20 protein-coding genes are annotated in these 23,890 nt (G+C 51.1%); 18 read left to right on the forward strand and 2 right to left on the reverse strand.

The window, feature by feature from the left end; genetic code table 11:
• Positions 1 to 287: 287 nt before the first annotated feature.
• The 4 genes from yfbV (at position 288) to LVQ79_RS17945 (ending at position 4,020) form a co-directional block, all read left to right on the forward strand.
• Complete coding sequence (yfbV, locus tag LVQ79_RS17930; RefSeq protein ID WP_151995308.1) at positions 288 to 743, forward strand: terminus macrodomain insulation protein YfbV; 456 nt, start codon at positions 288 to 290, stop codon at positions 741 to 743.
• Between the two features lie 72 nt (positions 744 to 815).
• Complete coding sequence (locus tag LVQ79_RS17935) at positions 816 to 1,310, forward strand: YfbU family protein (protein WP_034458818.1); 495 nt, start codon at positions 816 to 818, stop codon at positions 1,308 to 1,310.
• Positions 1,303 to 1,983, forward strand: coding sequence for a sugar phosphatase (locus LVQ79_RS17940; protein ID WP_134185153.1), 681 nt, complete (start codon positions 1,303 to 1,305; stop codon positions 1,981 to 1,983). The genes LVQ79_RS17935 and LVQ79_RS17940 overlap by 8 nt, the downstream gene beginning before the upstream one ends.
• A 204-nt stretch (positions 1,984 to 2,187) precedes the next feature.
• Entirely contained in the window at positions 2,188 to 4,020 is a 1,833-nt protein-coding gene (locus LVQ79_RS17945) for an SLC13 family permease (protein WP_232865962.1), read from the forward strand.
• 127 nt (positions 4,021 to 4,147) lie between these two features.
• On the opposite strand, the gene yfbR is transcribed toward LVQ79_RS17945, so the two are convergent.
• Both yfbR and alaA read right to left on the reverse strand, forming a co-directional pair.
• Positions 4,148 to 4,747: a 5'-deoxynucleotidase gene (gene yfbR, locus LVQ79_RS17950; RefSeq protein ID WP_232865963.1), complete on the reverse strand. Its 600-nt coding sequence runs from the start codon at positions 4,745 to 4,747 to the stop codon at positions 4,148 to 4,150.
• A gap of 78 nt (positions 4,748 to 4,825) precedes the next feature.
• Positions 4,826 to 6,040 carry an alanine transaminase AlaA gene (gene alaA / locus LVQ79_RS17955; RefSeq protein ID WP_064554960.1) on the reverse strand — a complete coding sequence of 405 codons (1,215 nt, stop codon included), beginning with the start codon at positions 6,038 to 6,040 and terminating at the stop codon, positions 4,826 to 4,828.
• A 1,013-nt stretch (positions 6,041 to 7,053) separates the two neighbouring features.
• Here alaA and lrhA point away from each other — a divergent pair.
• From lrhA to nuoN, 14 genes are all read left to right on the forward strand, one after another.
• Positions 7,054 to 7,989 carry a transcriptional regulator LrhA gene (gene lrhA, locus LVQ79_RS17960; protein ID WP_232865964.1) on the forward strand — a complete coding sequence of 312 codons (936 nt, stop codon included), beginning with the start codon at positions 7,054 to 7,056 and terminating at the stop codon, positions 7,987 to 7,989.
• 628 nt (positions 7,990 to 8,617) lie between these two features.
• Positions 8,618 to 9,061, forward strand: coding sequence for an NADH-quinone oxidoreductase subunit NuoA (gene nuoA, locus LVQ79_RS17965; protein ID WP_034497229.1), 444 nt, complete (start codon positions 8,618 to 8,620; stop codon positions 9,059 to 9,061).
• Positions 9,062 to 9,076: 15 nt separating this feature from the next.
• Positions 9,077 to 9,751: an NADH-quinone oxidoreductase subunit NuoB gene (gene nuoB / locus LVQ79_RS17970; RefSeq protein WP_034458804.1), complete on the forward strand. Its 675-nt coding sequence runs from the start codon at positions 9,077 to 9,079 to the stop codon at positions 9,749 to 9,751.
• A gap of 90 nt (positions 9,752 to 9,841) precedes the next feature.
• Complete coding sequence (nuoC, locus tag LVQ79_RS17975) at positions 9,842 to 11,653, forward strand: NADH-quinone oxidoreductase subunit C/D (protein ID WP_232865965.1); 1,812 nt, start codon at positions 9,842 to 9,844, stop codon at positions 11,651 to 11,653.
• A gap of 2 nt (positions 11,654 to 11,655) precedes the next feature.
• A complete protein-coding gene (gene nuoE, locus LVQ79_RS17980; protein ID WP_064512676.1) occupies positions 11,656 to 12,156 on the forward strand; it encodes an NADH-quinone oxidoreductase subunit NuoE in 501 nt (166 codons plus the stop codon).
• Positions 12,153 to 13,493 carry an NADH-quinone oxidoreductase subunit NuoF gene (gene nuoF, locus LVQ79_RS17985; protein ID WP_232865966.1) on the forward strand — a complete coding sequence of 447 codons (1,341 nt, stop codon included), beginning with the start codon at positions 12,153 to 12,155 and terminating at the stop codon, positions 13,491 to 13,493. Before nuoE ends, nuoF begins: the two co-directional genes overlap by 4 nt.
• Before the next feature lie 62 nt (positions 13,494 to 13,555).
• On the forward strand, positions 13,556 to 16,279 hold the full coding sequence (gene nuoG, locus LVQ79_RS17990; protein ID WP_232865967.1) for an NADH-quinone oxidoreductase subunit NuoG: 2,724 nt from the start codon (positions 13,556 to 13,558) through the stop codon (positions 16,277 to 16,279).
• Positions 16,276 to 17,253, forward strand: coding sequence for an NADH-quinone oxidoreductase subunit NuoH (nuoH, locus tag LVQ79_RS17995; protein WP_064512669.1), 978 nt, complete (start codon positions 16,276 to 16,278; stop codon positions 17,251 to 17,253). The genes nuoG and nuoH overlap by 4 nt, the downstream gene beginning before the upstream one ends.
• Positions 17,254 to 17,267: 14 nt before the next feature.
• Positions 17,268 to 17,810 carry an NADH-quinone oxidoreductase subunit NuoI gene (gene nuoI, locus LVQ79_RS18000; protein WP_034458795.1) on the forward strand — a complete coding sequence of 181 codons (543 nt, stop codon included), beginning with the start codon at positions 17,268 to 17,270 and terminating at the stop codon, positions 17,808 to 17,810.
• Between the two features lie 12 nt (positions 17,811 to 17,822).
• Positions 17,823 to 18,380: an NADH-quinone oxidoreductase subunit J gene (gene nuoJ / locus LVQ79_RS18005; RefSeq protein WP_232865968.1), complete on the forward strand. Its 558-nt coding sequence runs from the start codon at positions 17,823 to 17,825 to the stop codon at positions 18,378 to 18,380.
• Complete coding sequence (nuoK, locus tag LVQ79_RS18010; protein WP_034458791.1) at positions 18,377 to 18,679, forward strand: NADH-quinone oxidoreductase subunit NuoK; 303 nt, start codon at positions 18,377 to 18,379, stop codon at positions 18,677 to 18,679. Before nuoJ ends, nuoK begins: the two co-directional genes overlap by 4 nt.
• On the forward strand, positions 18,676 to 20,517 hold the full coding sequence (gene nuoL, locus LVQ79_RS18015) for an NADH-quinone oxidoreductase subunit L (protein WP_232865969.1): 1,842 nt from the start codon (positions 18,676 to 18,678) through the stop codon (positions 20,515 to 20,517). The genes nuoK and nuoL overlap by 4 nt, the downstream gene beginning before the upstream one ends.
• 217 nt (positions 20,518 to 20,734) lie before the next feature.
• Positions 20,735 to 22,264 (forward strand): NADH-quinone oxidoreductase subunit M, encoded by a 1,530-nt coding sequence (nuoM, locus tag LVQ79_RS18020; protein WP_064512657.1) that lies wholly within the window; start codon positions 20,735 to 20,737, stop codon positions 22,262 to 22,264.
• 6 nt (positions 22,265 to 22,270) lie between these two features.
• A complete protein-coding gene (gene nuoN / locus LVQ79_RS18025) occupies positions 22,271 to 23,728 on the forward strand; it encodes an NADH-quinone oxidoreductase subunit NuoN (RefSeq protein WP_064512655.1) in 1,458 nt (485 codons plus the stop codon).
• Positions 23,729 to 23,890: the final 162 nt, after the last annotated feature.

Here is a 23,890-nt window from a genome sequence, read left to right on the forward strand (position 1 = left end):
CAGCGTAGCGCATGATGAGCCTGACATTTATGATTAACGTCATGCCAGAAGCGTTTTTTTGGCATGAAGATTAAATACTCTAGAGTTTACGCCATGTTGCGCGATTTTTCGGCAACGGCTGACTGAGCAAAAAATTGACAACCTGCGGTTTCCCTTCTACGGCCATCAAGGCCGGCACAGGATACCCGATTGCAGCAGCTAAAGACAAAAGATTTTGAACCATGTAATTTAGAGTTGTTGTTTTGCACAAAAATTTTATTTTTTATATGTGAAGTTGAGGTAAAGCCATGTCGACACCCCTAAATAGCCACGCCAGCTGGTTTAGCATGTTCAGTCGTGGGCAACACTATTCTAAGACCTGGCCTGTCGATAAACGCCTCGCGCCAGTCTTTGTAGAAAATCGTGTTATCCGCGCCACACGTTTTGCCATCCGCTTTATGCCCCCACTTGCTGTGTTTACGCTGACCTGGCAGATTGCCCTTGGCGGCCAACTTGGCCCCGCAGTCGCAACCGCATTATTCGCCTGTAGCTTACCAATGCAGGGTTTATGGTGGCTAGGTAAGCGCTCAGTTACGCCACTGCCGCCGACCATTTTGAGCTGGTTCTACGAAGTGCGTGGCAAATTACAGGAAGCAGGGCAGGCGCTAACACCGATTGAAGGCAAGCCAGATTACCAGGCGCTCGCTGAAGTACTGAAACGTGCGTTTAAGCAGTTGGATAAAACTTTTCTTGATGATTTGTAAAATCCCTGCCGTTACGCATATATAGAAGGATATTTTTTCGCAGGAGTGATTCTGCGCAACAGGAGCTAAGAAATGGAAATGACTAACGCCCAGCGTCTGATTTTATCTAATCAGTACAAAATGATGACCATGCTCGATCCAGACAACGCCGAGCGTTATCGTCGCCTGCAAACGATCATTGAGCGCGGTTACGGCCTGCAAATGCGCGAGCTGGATCGTGAATTCGGTGAGTTGACGGAAGAAACTTGCCGTACTGTCATCGACATTATGGAGATGTACCACGCGCTGCACGTCTCCTGGACGAACCTGAAGGATAACCAGGAAATTGACGAACGCCGTGTCACCTTCCTCGGCTTCGATGCAGCAACTGAAGCTCGGTTCCTGGGATATGTTCGATTCATGGTCAATATTGAAGGCCGTTACGCGCATTTTGACGCAGGTACTCATGGCTTTAACGCGCAGACCCCAATGTGGGAAAAATATCAGCGGATGTTGAAAGTGTGGCAGTCCTGCCCACGTCAGTATCATTTAAGTGTGAATGAGATCGCGCAGATTATTAATGCCTGAGGGGAGACGCGTCGTGAAGTGCAAAGGTTTCTTGTTTGATTTGGATGGGACTCTGGTTGACTCCCTGCCAGCGGTTGAGCGTGCATGGATTAACTGGGCTAAGCGTTTCGATATTTCGCCGCAAGAAGTATTAGGCTTCATTCATGGTAAGCAGGCGATAACTTCGCTGCGTCATTTTATGGCGGGTGCGTCTGAAGAAGAGATCCAGCAGGAGTTTTTCCGTCTTGAGAAAATCGAGTCTGAAGATACCGACGGTATTGTGGCATTGCCAGGAGCTGTTGAGTTATTGACTCATCTGAACGAAGCGGGCATTCCATGGGCTATCGTGACCTCAGGTTCATTACCTGTGGCTTCAGCTCGTCGTGCGGCTGGTGGACTGCCAGAGCCTGAAGTGCTTGTTACTGCTGAACGTGTTGCTCGAGGCAAACCTGAGCCGGATGCCTACTTACTCGGTGCGCAATTATTAGGTTTAGAGCCTGAAGAATGCGCTGTAGTAGAAGATGCGCCAGCAGGTGTACTTTCTGGCCTGGCTGCAGGTTGCCATGTTATTGCGGTCAATGCACCGGCCGATACGCCACGGCTTGAGCATGTCGACTATGCTCTGCATTCGTTGACTGAGCTTCTGGTTCAGAAGCTGCCAGATGGCACAGTCGAAGTGTTGAGAAAACACTAAACACATGATTTAGCCCCGCGATAGCGGGGCTTTTTTATGGCATGATTTTTACCCTTTCAATCAGCTATCACCCTAATTAATTGGAGTCACAGCAAGGCAGCAAGGGAGCTTATCCCGGGGAACTTACATGAGTAAGTGACTCGGGTAAGTGAGCGTAGCTAACGCGGCTGTGGCTTCAAGTAAGACGGGGAAAAAGGAATTGTTTTGAACTCAGAACTGATTTGGGTTTTATCGCTGTTAGCGATAGCGGTGGTGCTGTTTGCCACTGGCAAAGTACGTATGGATGCGGTTGCACTTCTTGTCATTATTGCGTTTGTCCTCAGCGGCACACTCACTCTCAGCGAGGCCTTCTCAGGCTTTAGCGATCCCAACGTTATCCTGATTGCAGCACTCTTTATTATTGGCGACGGCCTGGTACGAACCGGCGTTGCTACCAAAATGGGTGCCTGGCTTGTGGATGTTGCAGGCAGTAGTGAAACCAAAATGCTGGTTTTGCTGATGCTCACCGTTGCGGGGCTTGGCGCATTTATGAGTTCAACGGGTGTGGTCGCAATATTTATCCCCGTGGTACTCAGTGTTTCAATGCGCATGAAAACCTCGCCATCGCGCTTAATGATGCCGCTCAGTTTTGCAGGGTTGATTAGCGGCATGATGACGCTGGTCGCAACACCACCCAATCTGGTCGTAAACAGCGAATTGCTGCGCGAAGGGTTGCAGGGGTTCCATTTCTTTAGCGTTACGCCTATTGGCCTGGTCATTTTATTGCTGGGTATCGGCTATATGCTGATTGCGCGTTTTGCACTGAAAGGGCAGAACAAAGACGATGGCAAGCAGGACTGGCGTCGTCGTACTTTTCGTGACCTGATTAAAGATTACCGCCTGACCGGCCGTGCGCGTCGTCTCGCAATTCGCCCGGGTTCACCGATGGTGGGCCGACGTTTGGATGATTTAAAACTGCGTGAGCGTTATGGCGCCAATGTCATCGGCCTTGAGCGCTGGCGCAAATTCCGCCGGGTTATCGTCAATGTCACTGGCGTCACTGAATTTCGCGCGCGCGACGTGCTGTTGATTGATATGTCTGCTTCTGAAGTCGATCTGCGTGAGTTTTGTAGCGAGCAGATGCTTGAGCCAATGGTTCTGCGCGGCGAGTATTTTTCGGACCAGGCGCTGGATGTTGGCATGGCCGAAGTTTCGTTGATCCCTGAGTCCGAACTGATAGGGCAGACACTGCGCGAGATAGGCTTCCGTACTCGCTACGGCCTGAACGTTGTTGGGTTACGTCGCAATGGCGAGGCAATGGAAGGGCTGTTGGTCGATGAGGCGTTACAGCTTGGTGATATCTTGCTGGTTGTCGGTGACTGGAAACTGATTAGTCAGTTGCAGCAAAAAGGCCGCGATTTCCTGGTCCTCAATTTGCCGGTGGAAGAGGGCGAGGCGTCACCAGCGCATAGCCAGGCACCCCATGCGATTTTCTGCCTGGCGTTGATGGTCGCCTTGATGTTGACGGACGAAATTCCTAACACCATCGCGGCCATTATTGCCTGTTTGTTGATGGGCAAGTTCCGTTGTATCGACATGGAAAGTGCTTATAAAGCTGTTCACTGGCCAAGTATTATTTTGATTGTCGGTATGATGCCATTCGCTCTTGCACTGCAAAAAACGGGTGGTGTGGATTTGATTGTAAACGGGTTGATGAGTCTCGGCGGTGGCTATGGTCCACACATGATGTTGATTTGCCTGTTCGTGATGTGTGCCGCGATTGGCTTGTTTATCTCAAATACGGCGACTGCGGTGTTAATGGCACCTATTGCGTTAGCTGCGGCAAAATCGATGGGCGTTTCCCCTTATCCATTTGCCATGATCGTCGCACTCGCTGCCTCTGCTGCGTTTATGACTCCTGTATCTTCACCTGTTAATACGCTCGTTCTGGGGCCAGGAAATTATAAGTTCAGCGATTTTGTGAAGATGGGCGTGCCGTTTACGGTGATTGTGATGGTGGTAAGCGTGGTGATGGTGCCGATGTTATTCCCGTTTTAATACCCTTCATACTTGAAGCCGCATCTTTGTTGGCTGGGTTTACAAACCCCAGTCACTTACTTTTGTAAGCCCCTGGGGATTTTCTCTCTTGCCGCCTTGATGTAGCTCCAATTATTTTGGGTATAGGTTAAAGCGGCGAGTCCTGGCTAATCTCATCGAGCGACAGCTGGAAGCTCGGTACAAACACATTCATAAAATAGTCCATCTCTTCGCTGTGGCGGTCAGCCAGCGTTTTCTCGAGCCTACCTTTTGCCAGTAAAAATTCATTGTTACCGGCAGAGAGCTCTTCCAGACATTTTAGATAGGCACATAACGCATCGGCTTGCTTGACGATGGCTCGCTCCTCGTCGCTACTGCGATGTTCATCAATCAGTGGTGCCCAGATATCACGTAACTCTTCTGGTACCATATCAATCAATTTCTGTTGGGCGATTTTCTCGATAGCTTTGTATTCATGAGCAATTTGCGTGTTGAAATACTTCACCGGCGTTGGTAAATCCCCCGTAAGCACCTCACTGACATCGTGATACATCGCAAGCAGGGCGACATGTTCGGCGTTAATTTGGCCGTTGAATTTACGATTTTTAATCACGGCTAATGCATGAGCGACCATTGCAACTTGCAGGCTATGCTCCGATACATTTTCGGTACGCACATTACGCATCAGCGGCCAACGATTGATTAATTTCAGGCGTGAAAGGTGGGCAAAGAAATGGCTTTGGCTCATAGATACACTCAGTACGTAAGCAAAGAAAACCATTGTGCGGGGAGTCGGGGGAAGATGCAAACATCTCCCCCGAGAGAATTATTGGTGGTAATGGCCGAGGAAACGACCAAATTTATTGATAGCCATTTCCAGTTCATCAACACGCGGTAAAGTCACGATACGTACGTGATCCGGCCACGGCCAGTTAAATGCCGTTCCTTGAACCAAAAGCACTTTTTCTTGTAATAAGAAATCCAGCACCATTTTTTGGTCGTCGTGGATATTAAAGCGTTTAGCGTCGATTTTAGGGAACATATAGAGTGCGCCCTGCGGTTTCACACAGGAAACACCAGGAATATCGTTAATCAGTTCCCACGCACGGTTACGCTGTTCATACAGACGCCCGCCTGGTGCAATAAATTCGCTAATACTCTGATAACCGCCTAAAGCCGTCTGAATCGCATGCTGAGCAGGTACGTTCGCGCACAAACGCATCGACGCGAGCATCTCCAGCCCTTCGATATAACCTTTTGCGTGCTTCTTCGGCCCATTCAGAACCATCCAACCCTGGCGGAACCCGGCAACACGATAAGTTTTGGACAGCCCATTAAAGGTCACTGTCAGCAGGTCCGGAGCCAGTGCCGCAATTGAATGGTGCTGTGCCGCGTCGTACAGAATCTTGTCGTAGATTTCATCAGCAAAAATAATCAAATTATGCTGACGCGCAATTTCTACAACTTCCAGCAACAGCTCTTTAGAGTAAACCGCACCGGTTGGGTTGTTCGGGTTAATAATTACGATACCGCGAGTACGTGGTGTGATTTTAGCCCGAATATCGTCAAGATCCGGGAACCAGCCTGCCGACTCATCACATAAATAGTGAACGGCTTTGCCACTAGAAAGCGAAACTGCTGCAGTCCACAAAGGGTAATCAGGCGCTGGTACCAGCATCTCATCACCACTGTTCAGCAATGCTTGCATCGATTGAACAATCAGCTCAGAAACACCGTTGCCGATGTAAATATCTTCAACTGTCACGTCCCGCATTTCACGAGCCTGATAATGCTGCATGATGGCTTTACGTGCGGAGTAGAGTCCTTTCGAGTCGCAGTAACCCTGAGCAGTAGGCATATTACGAATCACATCGACAAGAATTTCATCCGGGGCATCAAAGCCAAATGGCGCAGGGTTGCCAATATTCAACTTGAGGACTTTATTCCCTTCTTCTTCAAGACGCTTAGCCTCCTTGAGCACTGGGCCACGGATGTCATAACAGACGTTATCAAGTTTGCTGGATTTTTCGATAGGGGACATGAACCTGACCTTTAATGTTAGCGCCACTTCCTGCCGTGGAAGCGACCAGGCAACAAATGTACTCCTGCCACGCCCAGATTTGAAGGCAGTCGAGGCGCCAGACTGCAATTTATCTTTCAAGTTAGGCACAAGCAGAAAAACCAATTGAATATCTAATGATTGGTATAAAATACTGATTATTTTACATAAGATAGATGTATATATAAATGTTAAGCCATTTGGTGATTTCATCAACTGGTGTGGCGCTGGTGTTGTAGTGGGTAATGCTGAGTGGTTTGAAAATTAAATTGAGTGATAGTTAAGGAAAATTGAATGTTTATGCTTGAGGTTAAAAGAAGTTCACTAATGTGAGTTAATAATATGTATATAAAAATAACTCTGAGTGTCATTAATATAACCGAAGAATAGAGTTAAGTTACTTCTCTTTTGCCTCGTATAGCTTCAGGGATTTTTATGAATAACCTGTTGAAGAGTGAAATGAAAAAGGAGAATGAGATCAGATAATTCGCAACAAAACTTATGGAATGGCATGATTTGCGGTAAGATATGTCACGGAAAATGACGAGTGTCTATTTTTGGACATACTGAAACTCTATGTTTTACCTCGGGTTAGTATATAACCATTGTTCTTTGGTAATTGTCCGTGCAGCAAAAATGACATAGAGAAAACTTTCATTGCACTTATCCTCGTAGCCACAAAATGTTGAATAAATAAAACTCAGTACTGAAGTAGGCTTACAATAATTACTCAGTTTTAATTTAAGTGACTAGTACAATAAGACGAATGTTTGTATGTTGGTTACGGCGGTATAATATTTCCTGGAATATGTGATCTACATTATTGGCTCGCATGTACTGGGATGCATGAAAAATAAAAAGTCAGAACGACTGTCAGGATGACGGTATGGCCCCTCGGGAGACGTTCTGTAAAAGGGAATTGCTTTATCTTTTTGATAAATCACAGCAATAAAACTAAGGCAGACTCGTAAGAGCAACCTACTAGTGAAAAAATTATGATTAACGCAAATCGTCCGATACTAAATCTCGACCTCGATCTGCTAAGGACTTTTGTTGCCGTAGCGGATTTGAATACTTTTGCTGCGGCGGCAGTTGCGGTTTGCCGTACGCAATCGGCTGTAAGCCAGCAGATGCAGCGTCTTGAACAGTTAGTAGGAAAAGAGCTCTTTGCCCGTCATGGTCGTAATAAGCTGCTGACCGAGCATGGTATTCAGCTTCTGGGTTATGCGCGAAAAATTCTACGTTTTAATGATGAAGCATGTACGTCACTGATGTTTAGTAATTTGCAGGGTGTGCTCACGATTGGTGCATCTGATGAAACTGCGGATACCATTCTGCCTTTCTTGCTTAACCGAATAAGTTCGGTTTATCCAAAGCTGGCGTTGGATGTCCGGGTTAAACGTAATCCATTTATGGTTGAAATGCTTAATCAGCAGGAAGTTGATTTGGTTGTCACCACATCAAAACCCGCGCATTTTGAATCCATTGTGTTACGTACCTCACCAACTTTATGGTATTGCGCATCGGATTACGTCTTCCAGAAAGGTGAAACCGTACCTTTAGTCATGCTCGACGATCCGAGTCCTTACCGGGATATGATGCTTGAGCATTTGAATGCAGCGCGCATTCCCTGGCGTATTGCGTATGTTGCTTCCACTCTTTCGGCTGTGCGTGCCGCGGTGAAAGCCGGCCTGGGTGTGACTGCACGGCCTGTTGAGATGATGAGCCCAGAATTGCGTGTGCTGGGTAATGCTGATGGCTTACCGGTTATGCCAGATACTCAATACTTGTTGTGCCGTAATGTGCAGACCAGTAATGATTTGGCTCAGGCTATCTTTAGTGCTCTGGAATCAAACCCAAACCCATACCGTTACATGGCTTCGTCAGATGAAGATGATGATACCGTGCTGATGGAGCGTGATTTCGAGTAATGCCTTCGGTTTGTTAGTAACAAAATATGAAATTCGAAAACAGGTCATTGAGGTCGTTTTTTCACTCAGCGGCCTGTTTTTTAACCACTGCAAGTTGTGTTTATTACTAATTTGTAAAAACATGTTTTAAAACAATCTGCTTCATAGTGCCCTAGATACCTACCTTCTACGTACTTCCTTCGACTCAATACTCGTTTAATTGTTAAAAAATACGCTGCAATGTTGTTGTTTTCTGATGTGGATTAACAGAAGCGTGTCTCAGATCAAGAAAATACTCCCTCTTAGGGGGATGAATAGTTGAGATTTCCTGCCAAAATAGAACGGTAGATATTTTTTTCCTCGTTAACGGACACGATTCACCTTCATTAAAATAGGGTTAATAATTCGGCATTACTGATTTTTAACGCACTAAATGTTAATGAAGTTGGGCTCATGTAAATTAATGTGTGGATACTTTTGTTAAAGTTGACAAAAGGTTATAGAAAGGAGTAAAAAACCCCATCAATTTGCTGGTAAAGTTTTGATTCCGGCAGTTATTGTAAGGTTTATTGTTCCTCCCCATGAATCGATGTGGTGTTCATCTGCCAGCAAGAGCAGAGACTTTGGCGCCACTTTTGATGAGTAAGCAATGAGTATGTCAACATCCACTGAAGTTATCGCTCACCATTGGGCGTTCGCAGTTTTTCTTATTGTTGCCATAGGCCTGTGTTGCGTAATGCTTCTCGGGGCCTGGTTCCTTGGCGGGAGAGCTAAGGGTCGGCACAAAAACACTCCCTTCGAGTCAGGTATCGACTCAGTTGGTACAGCGCGCTTACGTCTATCCGCCAAGTTTTACCTGGTTGCCATGTTCTTCGTTATCTTCGACGTGGAAGCCTTGTATCTCTATGCGTGGTCAGTTTCTATCCGTGAAAGCGGATGGGTAGGCTTCGTCGAGGCCGCAATTTTCATTTTAGTGCTACTGGCAGGCCTGGTGTATCTGGTGCGTATTGGCGCGCTTGACTGGACACCTGCGCGTTCGCGCCGTGCCCAAATCAACCCGGAAACCGACAGTATCACTAACCGTCAGCAGTAACAGCGAGGCAATAAGATGGACTATACGCTCACCCGCATAGACCCCGACGGTGAGAACGACCGTTACCCCCTGCAAAAACAGGAGATCGTAACCGATCCTCTTGACCAAGAAATCAACCGTAGCGTGTACATGGGCAAGCTCGAACATGCCATGCACGATATGGTGAACTGGGGTCGTAAAAACTCAATTTGGCCTTATAACTTTGGCCTTTCTTGCTGCTACGTTGAAATGGTGACCTCGTTTACCGCCGTACATGACGTGGCACGTTTTGGTGCCGAAGTTCTGCGTGCTTCCCCGCGTCAGGCTGACCTGATGGTTATAGCAGGAACCTGCTTCACCAAAATGGCTCCCGTTATTCAGCGTCTTTATGACCAAATGCTTGAGCCAAAATGGGTTATCTCGATGGGTGCCTGCGCCAACTCCGGCGGCATGTACGACATCTATTCTGTAGTGCAAGGCGTGGATAAATTCCTGCCGGTAGATGTTTACATCCCAGGCTGTCCACCGCGCCCGGAAGCCTATATGCAGGCTCTGATGTTGCTGCAAGAATCTATTGGTAAAGAGCGTCGTCCACTTTCTTGGGTGGTTGGCGATCAAGGTGTATATCGCGCCAACATGCAATCAGAGCGCGAACGTAAACGTGGCGAGCGTATTGCTGTCACTAACTTGCGGACACCAGACGAGATTTAATTTGCGCCTGTGGTCGGCGTGAGTTTACTTCGCATATCAATAATATTAGCGCGAAGCCGCTGACCAACAGTCACCACAGTACCATTTGCAATGGTGAGAATTATGACCGATTTAACCGCGCATGATGCCAACCAGCAAGCCTGGCAAACCCGTGACCATCTTGATGATCCGGTTATTGGCGAACTGCGTAACCGTTTTGGGCCGGATGCCTTTACCGTTCAGCCAACCCGTACCGGTGTTCCGGTAGCCTGGGTTAAGCGTGAACAATTACTGGAAGTTGTCGATTTCCTGAAAAGACTGCCAAAACCTTACGTCATGCTGTTTGACTTGCATGGCATGGATGAGCGTCTTCGTACCCACCGCGACGGTTTACCGGCCGCGGATTTTTCCGTTTTCTACCACCTGATTTCTATCGATCGCAACCGCGATATCATGCTCAAGGTGGCGCTGTCCGAAAACGACCTGAACGTACCAACGATCACCAAACTTTTCCCGAACGCTAACTGGTATGAGCGTGAAACCTGGGAAATGTTCGGCATCACCTTTAATGGTCACCCGCACCTGACGCGCATCATGATGCCGCCAACGTGGGAAGGCCATCCGCTACGTAAAGATTATCCGGCGCGTGCCACCGAGTTCGATCCGTTTGAATTGACCAAACAGAAAGAAGACCTCGAGATGGAAGCGCTGACCTTCAAGCCTGAAGAGTGGGGCATGAAGCGCAGCAGCGAGCATGAAGATTTCATGTTCCTGAACCTTGGTCCTAACCACCCATCAGCGCACGGTGCATTCCGTATCGTTCTGCAACTCGACGGTGAAGAGATTGTCGATTGTGTCCCGGACATCGGCTACCACCACCGTGGTGCTGAGAAAATGGGTGAGCGTCAGTCCTGGCACAGCTACATTCCGTATACCGACCGTATCGAGTACCTCGGCGGCTGCGTAAACGAAATGCCGTACGTGCTGGCGGTTGAAAAGCTGGCGGGTATCAAGGTTCCTGAACGTGTTGACGTGATTCGCGTCATGCTGTCCGAACTGTTCCGTATCAACAGCCACCTGCTTTACATCTCTACGTTTATTCAGGACGTGGGCGCGATGACTCCGGTGTTCTTCGCCTTTACCGACCGTCAGAAAATCTATGACCTGGTCGAAGCGATTACCGGTTTCCGTATGCACCCGGCTTGGTTCCGTATCGGCGGTGTGGCGCACGACCTGCCAAACGGTTGGGAACGTCTGCTCAAAGAGTTCCTCGACTGGATGCCGAAACGTCTGGATTCCTACGAGAAAGCTGCACTGCGCAACACTATCCTGAAAGGTCGTTCACAGGGCGTTGCTGCTTACGGCAAGAAAGAAGCTCTGGAGTGGGGCACAACAGGTGCTGGCCTGCGCGCAACTGGCGTTGACTTCGATATCCGTAAAGTTCGCCCTTACTCTGGTTACGAAAACTTCGACTTCGAAGTCCCGGTCGGCGGTGGCATCAGTGACTGCTACACCCGCGTGATGCTGAAAGTTGAAGAGCTTCGCCAGAGTTTGCGCATTCTTGACCAGTGCCTGAAAAACATGCCTGCTGGCCCGTTCAAAGCTGACCATCCGCTGACAACGCCGCCACCGAAAGAACGCACGCTGCAACATATCGAGACCCTGATCACTCACTTCCTGCAAGTTTCGTGGGGCCCGGTTATGCCGGCTAACGAATCCTTCCAGATGATTGAGGCGACGAAAGGGATTAACAGTTACTACCTGACCAGCGACGGCAGCACCATGAGCTACCGTACCCGTATTCGTACCCCGAGCTTTGCGCACTTGCAGCAAATCCCGTCGGCGATTCGCGGCAGTCTGGTTTCTGACCTGATTGTCTATCTGGGTAGTATCGATTTTGTAATGTCTGATGTGGATCGCTAACTATGCACGATAAACAACAACCCCAGGCAGAAGCCTTTGAGCTGAGTCAATTCGAGCGTGATGCGATTGAGCACGAAAAACATCATTACGAAGATGCTCGCGCAGCCTCTATCGAAGCGCTGAAAATTGTTCAGAAGCAGCGTGGCTGGGTGCCAGACGGTGCTATTTATGCCATCGCTGAAGTTCTGGGCATTCCAGCCAGTGACGTAGAAGGTGTTGCCACATTCTATAGCCAGATTTTCCGCCAGCCGGTAGGCCGCCATGTCATTCGTTATTGCGATAGCGTGGTTTGCCACATTACGGGCTACCAGGGTATTCAATCGGCTATCGAAGCAAAACTGGACATCAAACCGGGTCAAACCACGTTTGATGGACGCTTTACCCTGCTGCCAACCTGCTGTCTGGGTAACTGCGACAAAGGGCCGACCATGATGATTGATGAGGACACTCACAGTTATCTGACGCCGGAAGCAATCCCTGATTTGCTGGAGCAGTATAAATGAAGACGATTATTCGTACTGCCGAGACCCATCCGCTGACCTGGCGGTTGCGTGATGACAAACAGCCCGTCTGGCTGGATGAATATCGCAGCAAAAACGGCTACGAAGGTGCGCGTCTTGCTCTGACTGGCCTCGCACCAGATGAAGTCGTTACCCGCGTTAAAGACTCAGGTCTGAAAGGGCGTGGCGGCGCAGGTTTCTCCACCGGTCTGAAGTGGAGCCTGATGCCGAAAGACGAGTCCATGAATATCCGTTACCTGCTGTGTAACGCCGATGAAATGGAGCCAGGTACCTATAAAGACCGTTTGCTGATGGAGCAACTGCCACACCTGTTGGTGGAAGGCATGCTGATTTCTGCGTTCGCGCTCAAAGCATATCGCGGCTACATCTTCCTGCGTGGCGAGTACATCGAAGCGGCTGTGCATCTGCGCCGTGCTATTGCAGAAGCGACCGAAGCGGGTCTGCTTGGCAAAAACATTCTCGGTTCAGGTTTCGATTTTGAACTGATCGTGCACACCGGTGCCGGGCGTTATATCTGCGGTGAAGAAACCGCGCTGATTAACTCCCTGGAAGGCCGCCGCGCGAACCCACGTTCAAAACCACCATTCCCTGCATCAAGCGGCGTGTGGGGTAAACCAACCTGTGTAAACAACGTTGAAACCCTGTGCAACGTGCCAGCAATTCTGGCCAACGGCGTCGAGTGGTATCAAGGCATTTCTACCAGCAAAGATGCTGGCACCAAGCTGATGGGCTTCTCTGGTCGCGTTAAAAACCCTGGCGTTTGGGAATTACCGTTCGGTACCACCGCGCGTGAAATTCTCGAAGATTACGCCGGTGGCATGCGCGATGGCCTGAAATTCAAAGCCTGGCAGCCGGGTGGGGCAGGGACTGACTTCCTGACCGAATCGCACCTGGATTTGCCAATGGAATTTGAAAGCATCGGTAAAGCAGGCAGCCGTTTAGGTACCGCACTGGCGATGGCCGTAGACCATGAAATTGGTATGGTCCCGTTGGTGCGCAATCTGGAAGAGTTCTTTTCCCGCGAATCTTGCGGCTGGTGTACACCATGCCGTGACGGCTTGCCGTGGAGTGTGAAAATTCTGCGCGCGCTGGAGCGTGGCGAAGGCCAGCCTGGGGATATCGAAACACTTGAGCAACTGTGTCGATTCCTGGGTCCAGGTAAAACCTTCTGTGCGCATGCGCCAGGTGCGGTTGAGCCATTGCAGAGCGCGATTAAATATTTCCGCGAAGAATTCGAAGCAGGCATTGCCAAACAAGATTTCGGTAACACCCGTGCCATTACGGGCATTCAGCCGAACTTGTTAAAAGCACGCTGGTGATATCTGCACCCATAAAGGTGCAGGTAAGAAAAATTTTATAATTAACTGGAAGCATGCTGACTATGGCTACGATTCATGTAGACGGCAAAGAATATGAGGTAAACGGGTCAGACAACCTGCTGCAAGCATGTCTGTCGCTCGGCCTCGATATTCCTTATTTTTGCTGGCACCCGGCGCTAGGCAGCGTCGGTGCTTGCCGCCAGTGCGCGGTGAAGCAATATCAGAACGCAGAAGACAATCGTGGGCGCCTGGTGATGTCTTGTATGACACCGGCCTCGGACGGCACGTTCATCTCTATCGATGACGGCGAAGCTAAAGAATTCCGCGAAAGCGTTGTGGAATGGTTAATGACTAACCACCCGCACGACTGCCCGGTTTGTGAAGAAGGCGGCAACTGCCACCTGCAGGATATGACGGTCATGACCGGTCATAGCTTCCGCCGTTACCGCTTCACAAAACGCACCCACCGTAATCAGGATCTCGGCCCGTTCATCTCTCACGAAATGAACCGCTGTATCGCCTGTTACCGCTGTGTGCGTTATTACAAAGATTACGCTGACGGCACCGACCTGGGTGTTTATGGCGCGCACGATAACGTCTACTTCGGTCGCCCGGAAGACGGCACGCTTGAGAGCGAATTCTCCGGTAACCTGGTAGAAATCTGCCCGACCGGCGTGTTCACCGACAAAACTCACTCCGAGCGCTACAACCGTAAGTGGGACATGCAGTTCGCACCAAGCATTTGCCAGCAGTGCAGCATCGGCTGTAACACAAGCCCAGGCGAGCGCTACGGCGAATTGCGTCGTATCGAAAACCGCTACAACGGCACCGTGAACCACTACTTCCTGTGTGACCGTGGCCGCTTTGGTTATGGCTACGTCAACCTGAAGGATCGTCCACGTCAGCCGATCCAGCGTCGTGGCGACGATCTGATCACGCTGAACGCCGATCAGGCGATGCAGGGTGCGGCAGATATTCTGCGCCAGTCGAAGAAAGTGATCGGTATCGGTTCTCCACGCGCCAGCGTTGAAAGCAACTTTGCGCTGCGTGAACTGGTGGGTGCGGACAACTTCTACACCGGTATTGCAACCGGTGAGCAAGCACGTCTGCAACTGATGCTCAAAGTGCTGCAAGAAAGTGGCATTCACACTCCGGCACTGCGTGAAATCGAAACCTACGATGCGGTTCTGGTGCTCGGCGAAGACATTACTCAGACCGGCGCACGTGTTGCACTGGCTGTGCGTCAGGCTGTGAAAGGCAAATCACGTGAAATGGCAGCAGCACAGAAAGTCGCTGACTGGCAGATTGCGGCCATCCTGAACATCGGCCAGCACGCTAAACATCCGCTGTTTGTGACTAACATCGACAGCACTCGTCTGGACGACATCGCCGCATGGACTTACCGTGCGCCGGTTGAAGATCAGGCGCGTCTGGGCTTTGCGATTGCTAACGCGTTGGATAGCAGTTCCCCAGCCGTTGAATTAGATCGTGACCTGAAAAACAAAGTCGACGTGATTGTTCAAGCGCTGGCTGGTGCGAAAAAACCATTGATCGTATCCGGTACTAACGCCGGAAGCGAAGCGGTGATTCAGGCCGCAGCAAACGTGGCGAAAGCGCTGAAAGGCCGTGGTGCCGATGTCGGTATCACGATGGTGGCTCGCGCGGTTAACAGCGTTGGCCTCGGCCTGATTGGCGGCGGCTCGCTGGAAGAAGCGTTAAGTGAATTGGAAAGCGGTGCTGCCGATGCGGTAGTGGTGCTGGAAAACGATCTGCATCGCCATGCTTCCGCGGCTCGCGTTGACGCAGCACTCAGTAAAGCTCCGCTGGTGATGGTTATCGACCATCAGCGCACTGCGATTATGGATAAAGCCCATCTGGTGCTCTCCACTGCAAGCTTCGCTGAAAGCGACGGTACGGTTATCAACAACGAAGGCCGCGCACAGCGTTTCTTCCAGGTTTATGACCCGGCGTACTACGACCATTCCGTTGTGATGCTGGAAAGCTGGCGCTGGTTGCACTCCCTGCACAGCACGGTTCAAAGCCGTGAAGTGGACTGGACGCAGCTTGACCATGTTATCGATGCGTGTGTGAAAGCGCTGCCACAGCTGGCCGGAATTAAAGATGCGGCACCAGATGCCAGCTTCCGTATCCGTGGTCAGAAACTGTCACGTTCCCCAATCCGCTCCAGTGGTCGAACGGCTATGCGTGCCAACATTAGCGTGCACGAACCGCGTCAGCCGCAGGATAAAGACACCATGTTCGCCTTCTCCATGGAAGGGAACAACAGCCCATCTGCAAATCGTCAGCAAATCCCATTCGCATGGGCGCCAGGCTGGAACTCACCTCAGGCATGGAACAAATTCCAGGCTGAAGTGGGTGGCAAACTGCGTCACGGCGATCCGGGTGTGCGTCTGATTGAAGCGTCCGACACGAGTATTGATTACTTCACCGATGTGCCGGAAATCTTCCAGGCAGAAGAAGGGAAATGGCGTATCGCGCCTTACTACCATCTGTTTGGCAGCGATGAAATGTCCCAGCGTTCACCGATCTTCCAGAGCCGCATGGCTGAACCGTACATCAAGCTGAACCCGGCTGACGCTGCAAAACTGGGCGTTAACGCAGGAAGCCTGATCTCGTTTAGTTACGAAGGCCAGACGCTGAGTCTGCCGCTGCAACTTTCCGAAGGTCTGGCAGCAGGGCAGGTCGGTTTGCCGATGGGTATGCCTGGCATTGCTCCGGTGCTGGCGGGTGCGCGTCTTGAAAATCTCCAGGAGGCTGGCCAATGAGTTGGTTAACACCGGATGTTATCGACATTCTGCTGAGCATTCTCAAAGCGGTCGTGATCCTGTTGGTCGTGGTGACCTGTGGCGCGTTCATGAGTTTTGGCGAGCGTCGTTTGCTTGGCCTGTTCCAGAACCGTTACGGGCCTAACCGTGTTGGCTGGGGCGGCTCGCTCCAGCTCGTCGCGGACATGATCAAGATGTTCTTTAAAGAAGACTGGACTCCGCGCTTTGCGGACCGCGTCATCTTTACCCTGGCTCCGATGATTGCTTTTACCTCGCTGCTGTTGGCCTTTGCCATTGTGCCGGTCAGCCCGAGCTGGGTGGTTGCCGACCTGAACATCGGTATTTTGTTCTTCCTGATGCTGGCAGGCCTCGCGGTTTACGCGGTGCTGTTCGCTGGCTGGTCAAGTAACAACAAATACTCACTGTTGGGCGCAATGCGTGCTTCTGCACAAACGCTGAGCTACGAAGTGTTCCTTGGTTTGTCGCTGATGGGCGTTGTTGCGCAGGCAGGTTCGTTCAATATGGGCGATATCGTTGATAATCAGGCCAACTTGTGGAACGTGATTCCGCAGTTCTTCGGCTTTGTTACCTTCGCAATTGCTGGTGTTGCAGTTTGTCACCGTCACCCGTTTGACCAACCAGAAGCTGAGCAAGAACTGGCAGATGGTTACCACATCGAATACTCAGGCATGAAGTTCGGCCTGTTCTTTGTGGGTGAGTACATCGGCATCGTTACGGTTTCAGCCCTGATTGTCACCCTGTTCTTTGGTGGCTGGCATGGCCCGTGGTTACCACCTTTCATCTGGTTTGCGCTGAAAACCGCGTTCTTCATGATGATGTTCATTTTGATCCGTGCAGCATTGCCTCGTCCGCGTTATGACCAGGTGATGTCCTTCGGCTGGAAAATTTGCCTGCCGTTGACACTGGTTAATCTGCTGGTGACCGCCGCGGTCATTCTCTATCAGGCACCATAAGGGGTGAAAAAACCATGACATTGAAAGAGTTAGCGGTTGGTTTCGGCACCCAGGTACGCAGTATCTGGATGATCGGTCTGCACGCGTTTGCCAAACGCGAAACGCAGATGTATCCGGAAGAACCAGTCTATTTACCGCCGCGCTACCGTGGCCGCATCGTGTTAACGCGCGATCCGGACGGCTCCGAGCGCTGCGTAGCCTGTAACCTGTGTGCGGTAGCCTGCCCGGTGGCCTGTATCTCTTTGCAAAAAGCAGAAACAAAAGATGGCCGCTGGTATCCAGAATTCTTCCGCATTAACTTCTCGCGCTGCATCTTCTGTGGCCTGTGCGAAGAAGCGTGCCCAACCACGGCTATTCAGCTGACTCCAGACTTCGAGCTGGGTGAGTTTAAGCGCCAGGATTTGGTGTACGAAAAAGAGGACCTGTTGATCTCCGGTCCGGGCAAATACCCGGAATATAACTTCTACCGGATGGCAGGTATGGCAATCGACGGCAAAGATAAGGGCGAAGCGGAAAACGAAGCCAAGCCTATCGACGTCAAAGGCCTATTACCTTAAAGGAGCAAGGCAATGGAATTCGCTTTTTATATTTGCGCAATCATCGCGGTTGGGACCACCTTAAGGGTGATCACGCATACCAACCCGGTGCATGCCTTGCTGTATCTGATTATCTCTCTGCTGGCGATTTCCGGGGTGTTCTTCTCCCTGGGAGCGTACTTCGCCGCAGCGCTTGAGATTATCGTTTACGCCGGTGCCATCATGGTGCTGTTCGTCTTCGTGGTAATGATGCTCAACCTCGGCGGTGCGGTCGTTGAACAAGAGCGTAACTGGCTGAAACCGCAGTTGTGGATTGGCCCTGGCATTTTGTCAGCCGTCCTGCTTTCGGTTCTGGTTTACGCAATCCTGGGTCTGAACGACCAGGGGATTGACGGTACGCCAGTGAGTGCAAAAGCGGTAGGTATTGCGCTGTTCGGACCTTACGTTCTGGCAGTGGAATTAGCCTCAATGCTGCTGCTGGCGGGTCTGGTTGTTGCATTCCACCTGGGTCGTGAAGATCGTCCGGGTGAAGTGCTGAGCAACCGCCAGGCCGACGCGGCTGCGAAAAGAAAAACGGAGGAGCACGTATGATTCCGCTGCAACATGGACTAATCCTTGCTGCCATTTTGTTTGTTCTCGGGCTGACTGGCCTGGTGATTCGTCGCAACCTGCTTTTCATGCTGATTAGCCTGGAAGTGATGATCAACGCCGCCGCGCTCGCGTTCGTGGTCGCCGGGAGTTACTGGGGCCAGGCTGATGGCCAGGTGATGTATATTCTCGCGATCAGCTTAGCTGCCGCCGAAGCCAGTATTGGCCTCGCGCTGTTATTGCAGCTCCATCGTCGTCGCCAGAGCCTGAATATCGATTCAGTAAGTGAGATGCGTGGATGAACCTTCTCTGGTTAACCATTCTTTTGCCTTTTATTGGCTTTTTATTGTTGGCGTTCTCCCGTGGCCGTTGGTCGGAAAACCTTTCTGCCACCGTTGGCGTGGGTTCGATTGGTCTTACTGCGTTAGTGACCGCGATTGTCGGTGTTGATTTCTTCAACAACGGGCAACAGGCATTCACTCAACCGCTGTGGACGTGGATGTCGGTTGGCGATTTTAACATCGGCTTCAACCTGATCCTCGACGGTTTGTCACTGACCATGCTGTCTGTGGTGACCGGCGTTGGCTTCTTGATCCACATGTACGCTTCCTGGTATATGCGTGGGGAAGAGGGCTATTCGCGCTTCTTCGCCTACACCAACCTGTTTATCGCCAGCATGGTGGTTCTGGTTCTCGGCGACAACTTGTTGCTGATGTACCTTGGTTGGGAAGGCGTGGGCCTGTGCTCGTATCTGCTGATTGGTTTCTACTACACCGATCCGAAGAACGGCGCGGCAGCCATGAAAGCCTTCGTGGTAACCCGTGTCGGCGACGTGTTCCTCGCGTTTGCGCTGTTCATTCTTTACAACGAACTGGGCACGCTGAACTTCCGCGAAATGGTTGAACTGGCTCCGCAGCACTTTGCAGCTGGCAACCAGATGCTGATGTGGGCAACCCTGATGCTGTTGGGCGGTGCGGTGGGTAAATCTGCACAGTTGCCATTGCAGACCTGGCTTGCGGATGCGATGGCTGGCCCAACGCCAGTTTCAGCACTGATCCACGCAGCGACCATGGTTACCGCGGGTGTCTACCTGATTGCTCGTACTCACGGCCTGTTCCTGTTAACGCCGGAAGTGCTGCATTTAGTTGGCATCGTGGGTGCAGTAACATTGGTGATGGCAGGCTTTGCGGCGCTGGTGCAAACCGATATCAAACGCGTACTCGCGTACTCGACCATGAGCCAGATTGGCTATATGTTCCTGGCACTCGGTGTGCAAGCGTGGGATGCGGCAATCTTCCACCTGATGACTCACGCGTTCTTCAAAGCGCTGCTGTTCCTGTCGTCCGGTTCGGTGATTCTTGCCTGCCACCACGAACAAAACATCTTCAAAATGGGTGGCCTGCGTAAGTCCATTCCGCTGGTGTATATCTGCTTCTTGGTCGGCGGTGCCGCGTTGTCCGCGTTGCCACTCATTACTGCGGGCTTCTTCAGTAAAGATGAGATTCTGGCCGGTGCGATGGCGAATGGTCATGTGAACCTGATGGTTGCTGGTCTGGTCGGTGCGTTTATGACCTCACTGTATACCTTCCGTATGATCTTCATCGTCTTCCACGGTAAAGAGCAGATTCACGCGCATCCACTTAAAGGCATCACTCACAACTTGCCGCTGATTGTGCTGCTGGTGTTGTCCACCTTCGTTGGTGCAATGATTGTTCCGCCGCTTGCAGGTGTTCTGCCAGCGACTACAGAACTTGCGCACGGTAGCGTGTTGGCACTTGAGATTACCTCTGGTGTTGTCGCCATCGCCGGTATCCTGATTGCCGCATGGTTGTGGCTGGGTAAACGTACTCTGGTAACAGCGATTGCCAACAGCGCACCGGGTCGCTTCTTCGGTACCTGGTGGTTCCATGCCTGGGGCTTCGATTGGCTTTACGACAAAGTCTTCGTTAAGCCATTCCTGGGTATCGCCTGGCTTATCAAGAGCGATCCACTGAATTCACTGATGAACATTCCGGCAGTTCTTTCACGCCTTGCAGGTCGCGGCCTGTTGGTGAGCGAGAACGGTTACCTGCGCTGGTATGTGGCATCAATGAGTATCGGTGCGGTGGTCGTATTGGGCCTGCTGCTGGTCTTGCGTTGAGTATTGTTATTTTTGAGTGAAGATCGTTTCACAAGAAAAATGAATTTTAAGTAACTGTTCCTGAAGGACAGGCGTCATCGGCGAAACCAGACTGGACACCGCCTGCGCGTAGCAACCGGAGCGTACTCAAGTACGTGAGGATTGCGAGCACAGCCGGGGTTCAGTATGGCGAGCAAGATAGCCTGAGCAGGAGCAAAGATAAGGAACATACTGAGCTATGTTATTACCCTGGCTGATATTGATTCCCTTCATTGGCGGCTTCTTCTGCTGGCAGACTGAACGCTTCGGCGTAAAAGTGCCACGTTGGATTGCGCTGGTAACGATGGGACTGACACTGGCTCTCTCGCTGCAACTGTGGTTAGCCGGTGGCTATTCACTGACGCAATCCGCCGGTTTGCCGCAGTGGCAGTCTGAATTTATCCTGCCGTGGATCCCACGCTTTGGGATAACCATCCACCTTGCGCTGGACGGCTTATCTTTACTGATGGTAGTGCTCACCGGTCTGCTCGGTGTGCTGGCGGTACTCTGTTCCTGGAATGAAATCGAAAAATATCAGGGCTTCTTCCACCTCAACCTGATGTGGATCCTCGGTGGCGTTATCGGCGTGTTCCTTGCCATCGACATGTTCCTGTTCTTCTTCTTCTGGGAAATGATGTTGGTGCCGATGTACTTCCTGATCGCACTGTGGGGCCACAAAGCCTCCGACGGGAAGACGCGTATCACCGCTGCAACCAAATTCTTCATTTATACCCAGGCAAGCGGCCTGGTGATGCTGATTGCGATTCTTGGCCTGGTGTTCGTGCATTACAACTCAACCGGTGTGTGGACGTTTAACTACGAGCAATTGCTGCACACTGAAATGTCCAGCAGCGTTCAATGGTTGCTGATGTTGGGCTTCTTCATTGCGTTTGCGGTGAAAATGCCAGTGGTTCCATTGCACGGTTGGCTGCCGGATGCGCACTCCCAGGCACCAACGGCAGGTTCTGTTGACCTCGCAGGTATCTTGCTGAAAACCGCAGCCTACGGTCTGTTGCGTTTTGCACTGCCACTGTTCCCGGAAGCGTCTGCTGAATTTGCACCGATTGCCATGTGGCTGGGTGTTATCGGTATCTTCTATGGCGCGTGGATGGCCTTCGCACAAACCGATATCAAACGTCTGATTGCTTACACTTCCGTTTCCCACATGGGCTTCGTGTTGATTGCCATTTATACAGGCAGCCAACTGGCTTATCAGGGTGCGGTGATTCAGATGATTGCTCACGGTCTGTCTGCGGCCGGTATGTTCATCATCTGTGGTCAGATTTACGAGCGTTTGCACACTCGTGATATGCGTCTGATGGGCGGTCTGTGGAATAAAATCAAATGGCTGCCAGGTCTGTCGTTATTCTTTGCAGTGGCAACACTGGGTATGCCAGGCACCGGTAACTTCGTTGGCGAATTCATGATTCTGTTCGGCAGCTACCATGTCGTGCCAATGATTACCATTATCTCGACCTTCGGTCTGGTCTTTGCCTCAGTTTATTCTCTGGCGATGATTCATCGTGCTTACTTCGGGAAAGCGAAAAGCGAAATCAGTGATAAACAACTGGCAGGCATGTCGCTGCGTGAGTTCTTTATCATCCTGTTGCTGGTGGTGTTGTTAGTCCTGTTGGGCTTCTACCCGCAGCCAATTCTGGATACTTCGCATGCCGCGATGAGCAATATTCAGCAGTGGTTTACCAGTTCAATTCCAACTACAAGGCCGTAATTCGCCATGACTATAACTCCTCAACAATTGATCGCGCTGCTACCGCTGCTCGTCGTCGGATTGACGGTGGTGGTTGTGATGCTCTCCATAGCGTGGCGACGCGACCATTTTGTCAATGCAACACTGGCAGTAATTGGCCTTAACGCCGCACTCGTTTCACTGTGGTTTGTCGGCCAGGCTGGCGCGATGGATGTCACGCCGCTGATGCGCGTTGACGGCTATGCGATGCTCTACACAGGACTGGTTCTGCTAGCGAGCCTTGCGACTTGTACGTTTGCTTACCCGTGGCTTCAGGGTTACACCGACAACCGCGAAGAGTTTTACCTACTGGTGTTGATTGCAGCACTGGGCGGTATTCTGCTGGCAAACGCCAATCACCTTGCGGCGTTGTTCCTCGGTATCGAACTGATTTCTCTGCCGCTGTTTGGCTTGATTGGCTACGCCTTCCGCCAGAAAAGGTCGCTTGAAGCGAGTATCAAATACACTATTTTGTCTGCTGCAGCGTCTTCATTCCTGCTGTTCGGTATGGCGCTGGTGTATGCGGAATCTGGCGACCTGTCGTTTGTTAGCCTCGGTAAGAGCCTGGCAGACAACATGCTGCATGAGCCTCTGCTGCTTGCGGGTCTGGGGCTGATGATTGTTGGCCTTGGCTTTAAACTATCACTGGTTCCATTCCACTTGTGGACACCTGATGTTTACCAGGGCGCACCGGCCCCTGTTTCCACTTTCCTGGCTACCGCCAGCAAAATCGCCATCTTTGGTGTGGTGATGCGTCTGTTCCTCTACGCGCCAGTTGGCGATAGCGAAGCAGTTCGTGTGGTACTGGGGATTATCGCCTTTATCTCCATCATCTTTGGTAACCTGATGGCGCTGAGCCAGACCAATATCAAGCGTCTGCTTGGTTACTCGTCTATCTCACACCTTGGTTATTTGATGGTGGCGTTGATTGCACTGCAAAGCGGCAACATGTCGATGGAAGCGGTCGGCGTGTATCTGGCAGGTTACCTGTTCAGCAGCCTCGGCGCATTCGGCGTGGTGAGCCTGATGTCCAGCCCGTACCGTGGCCCGGATGCAGACTCGCTGTACTCCTACCGTGGTCTGTTCTGGCACAAGCCAATTTTGTCTGCGGTCATGACGGTGATGATGTTGTCGCTTGCTGGTATTCCAATGACGCTGGGCTTCATCGGTAAGTTCTACATCATTGCGGTAGGTGTGCAGTCTCACCTGTGGTGGTTGACTGGTGCTGTGGTGCTGGGCAGTGCGATTGGTTTGTACTACTACCTGCGTGTGACGGTGAGCTTGTACCTGAACGCACCGCAACAGCCAGGCCGTGATGCGCCAACTAACTGGGCGTTTACAGCTGGCGGTGTAGTGGTTCTGATCTCCGCCGTGCTGGTGTTGTTGCTGGGTGTTTACCCGCAGCCGCTGATTACGCTGGTGCGCATGGCAACACCGATGATGTAAGCCGTATTGGCATGAAATGAAAAGGCTACCTTTCGCGGTTAATGCCGATCGTTTAAGGATCAGTTGACCGATCCGGTGGCTCGTGTAAAAAGGGTTCATGCTCAACATGGACCCTTTTTAAATGGAACTTTCACAAGCTCTCGGTATTATCAATCTCACTGC

The sequence above is a fragment of the Buttiauxella cochleicola genome (genome assembly GCF_021282405.1).
Classification (GTDB): Bacteria; Pseudomonadota; Gammaproteobacteria; order Enterobacterales; family Enterobacteriaceae; genus Buttiauxella; species Buttiauxella massiliensis.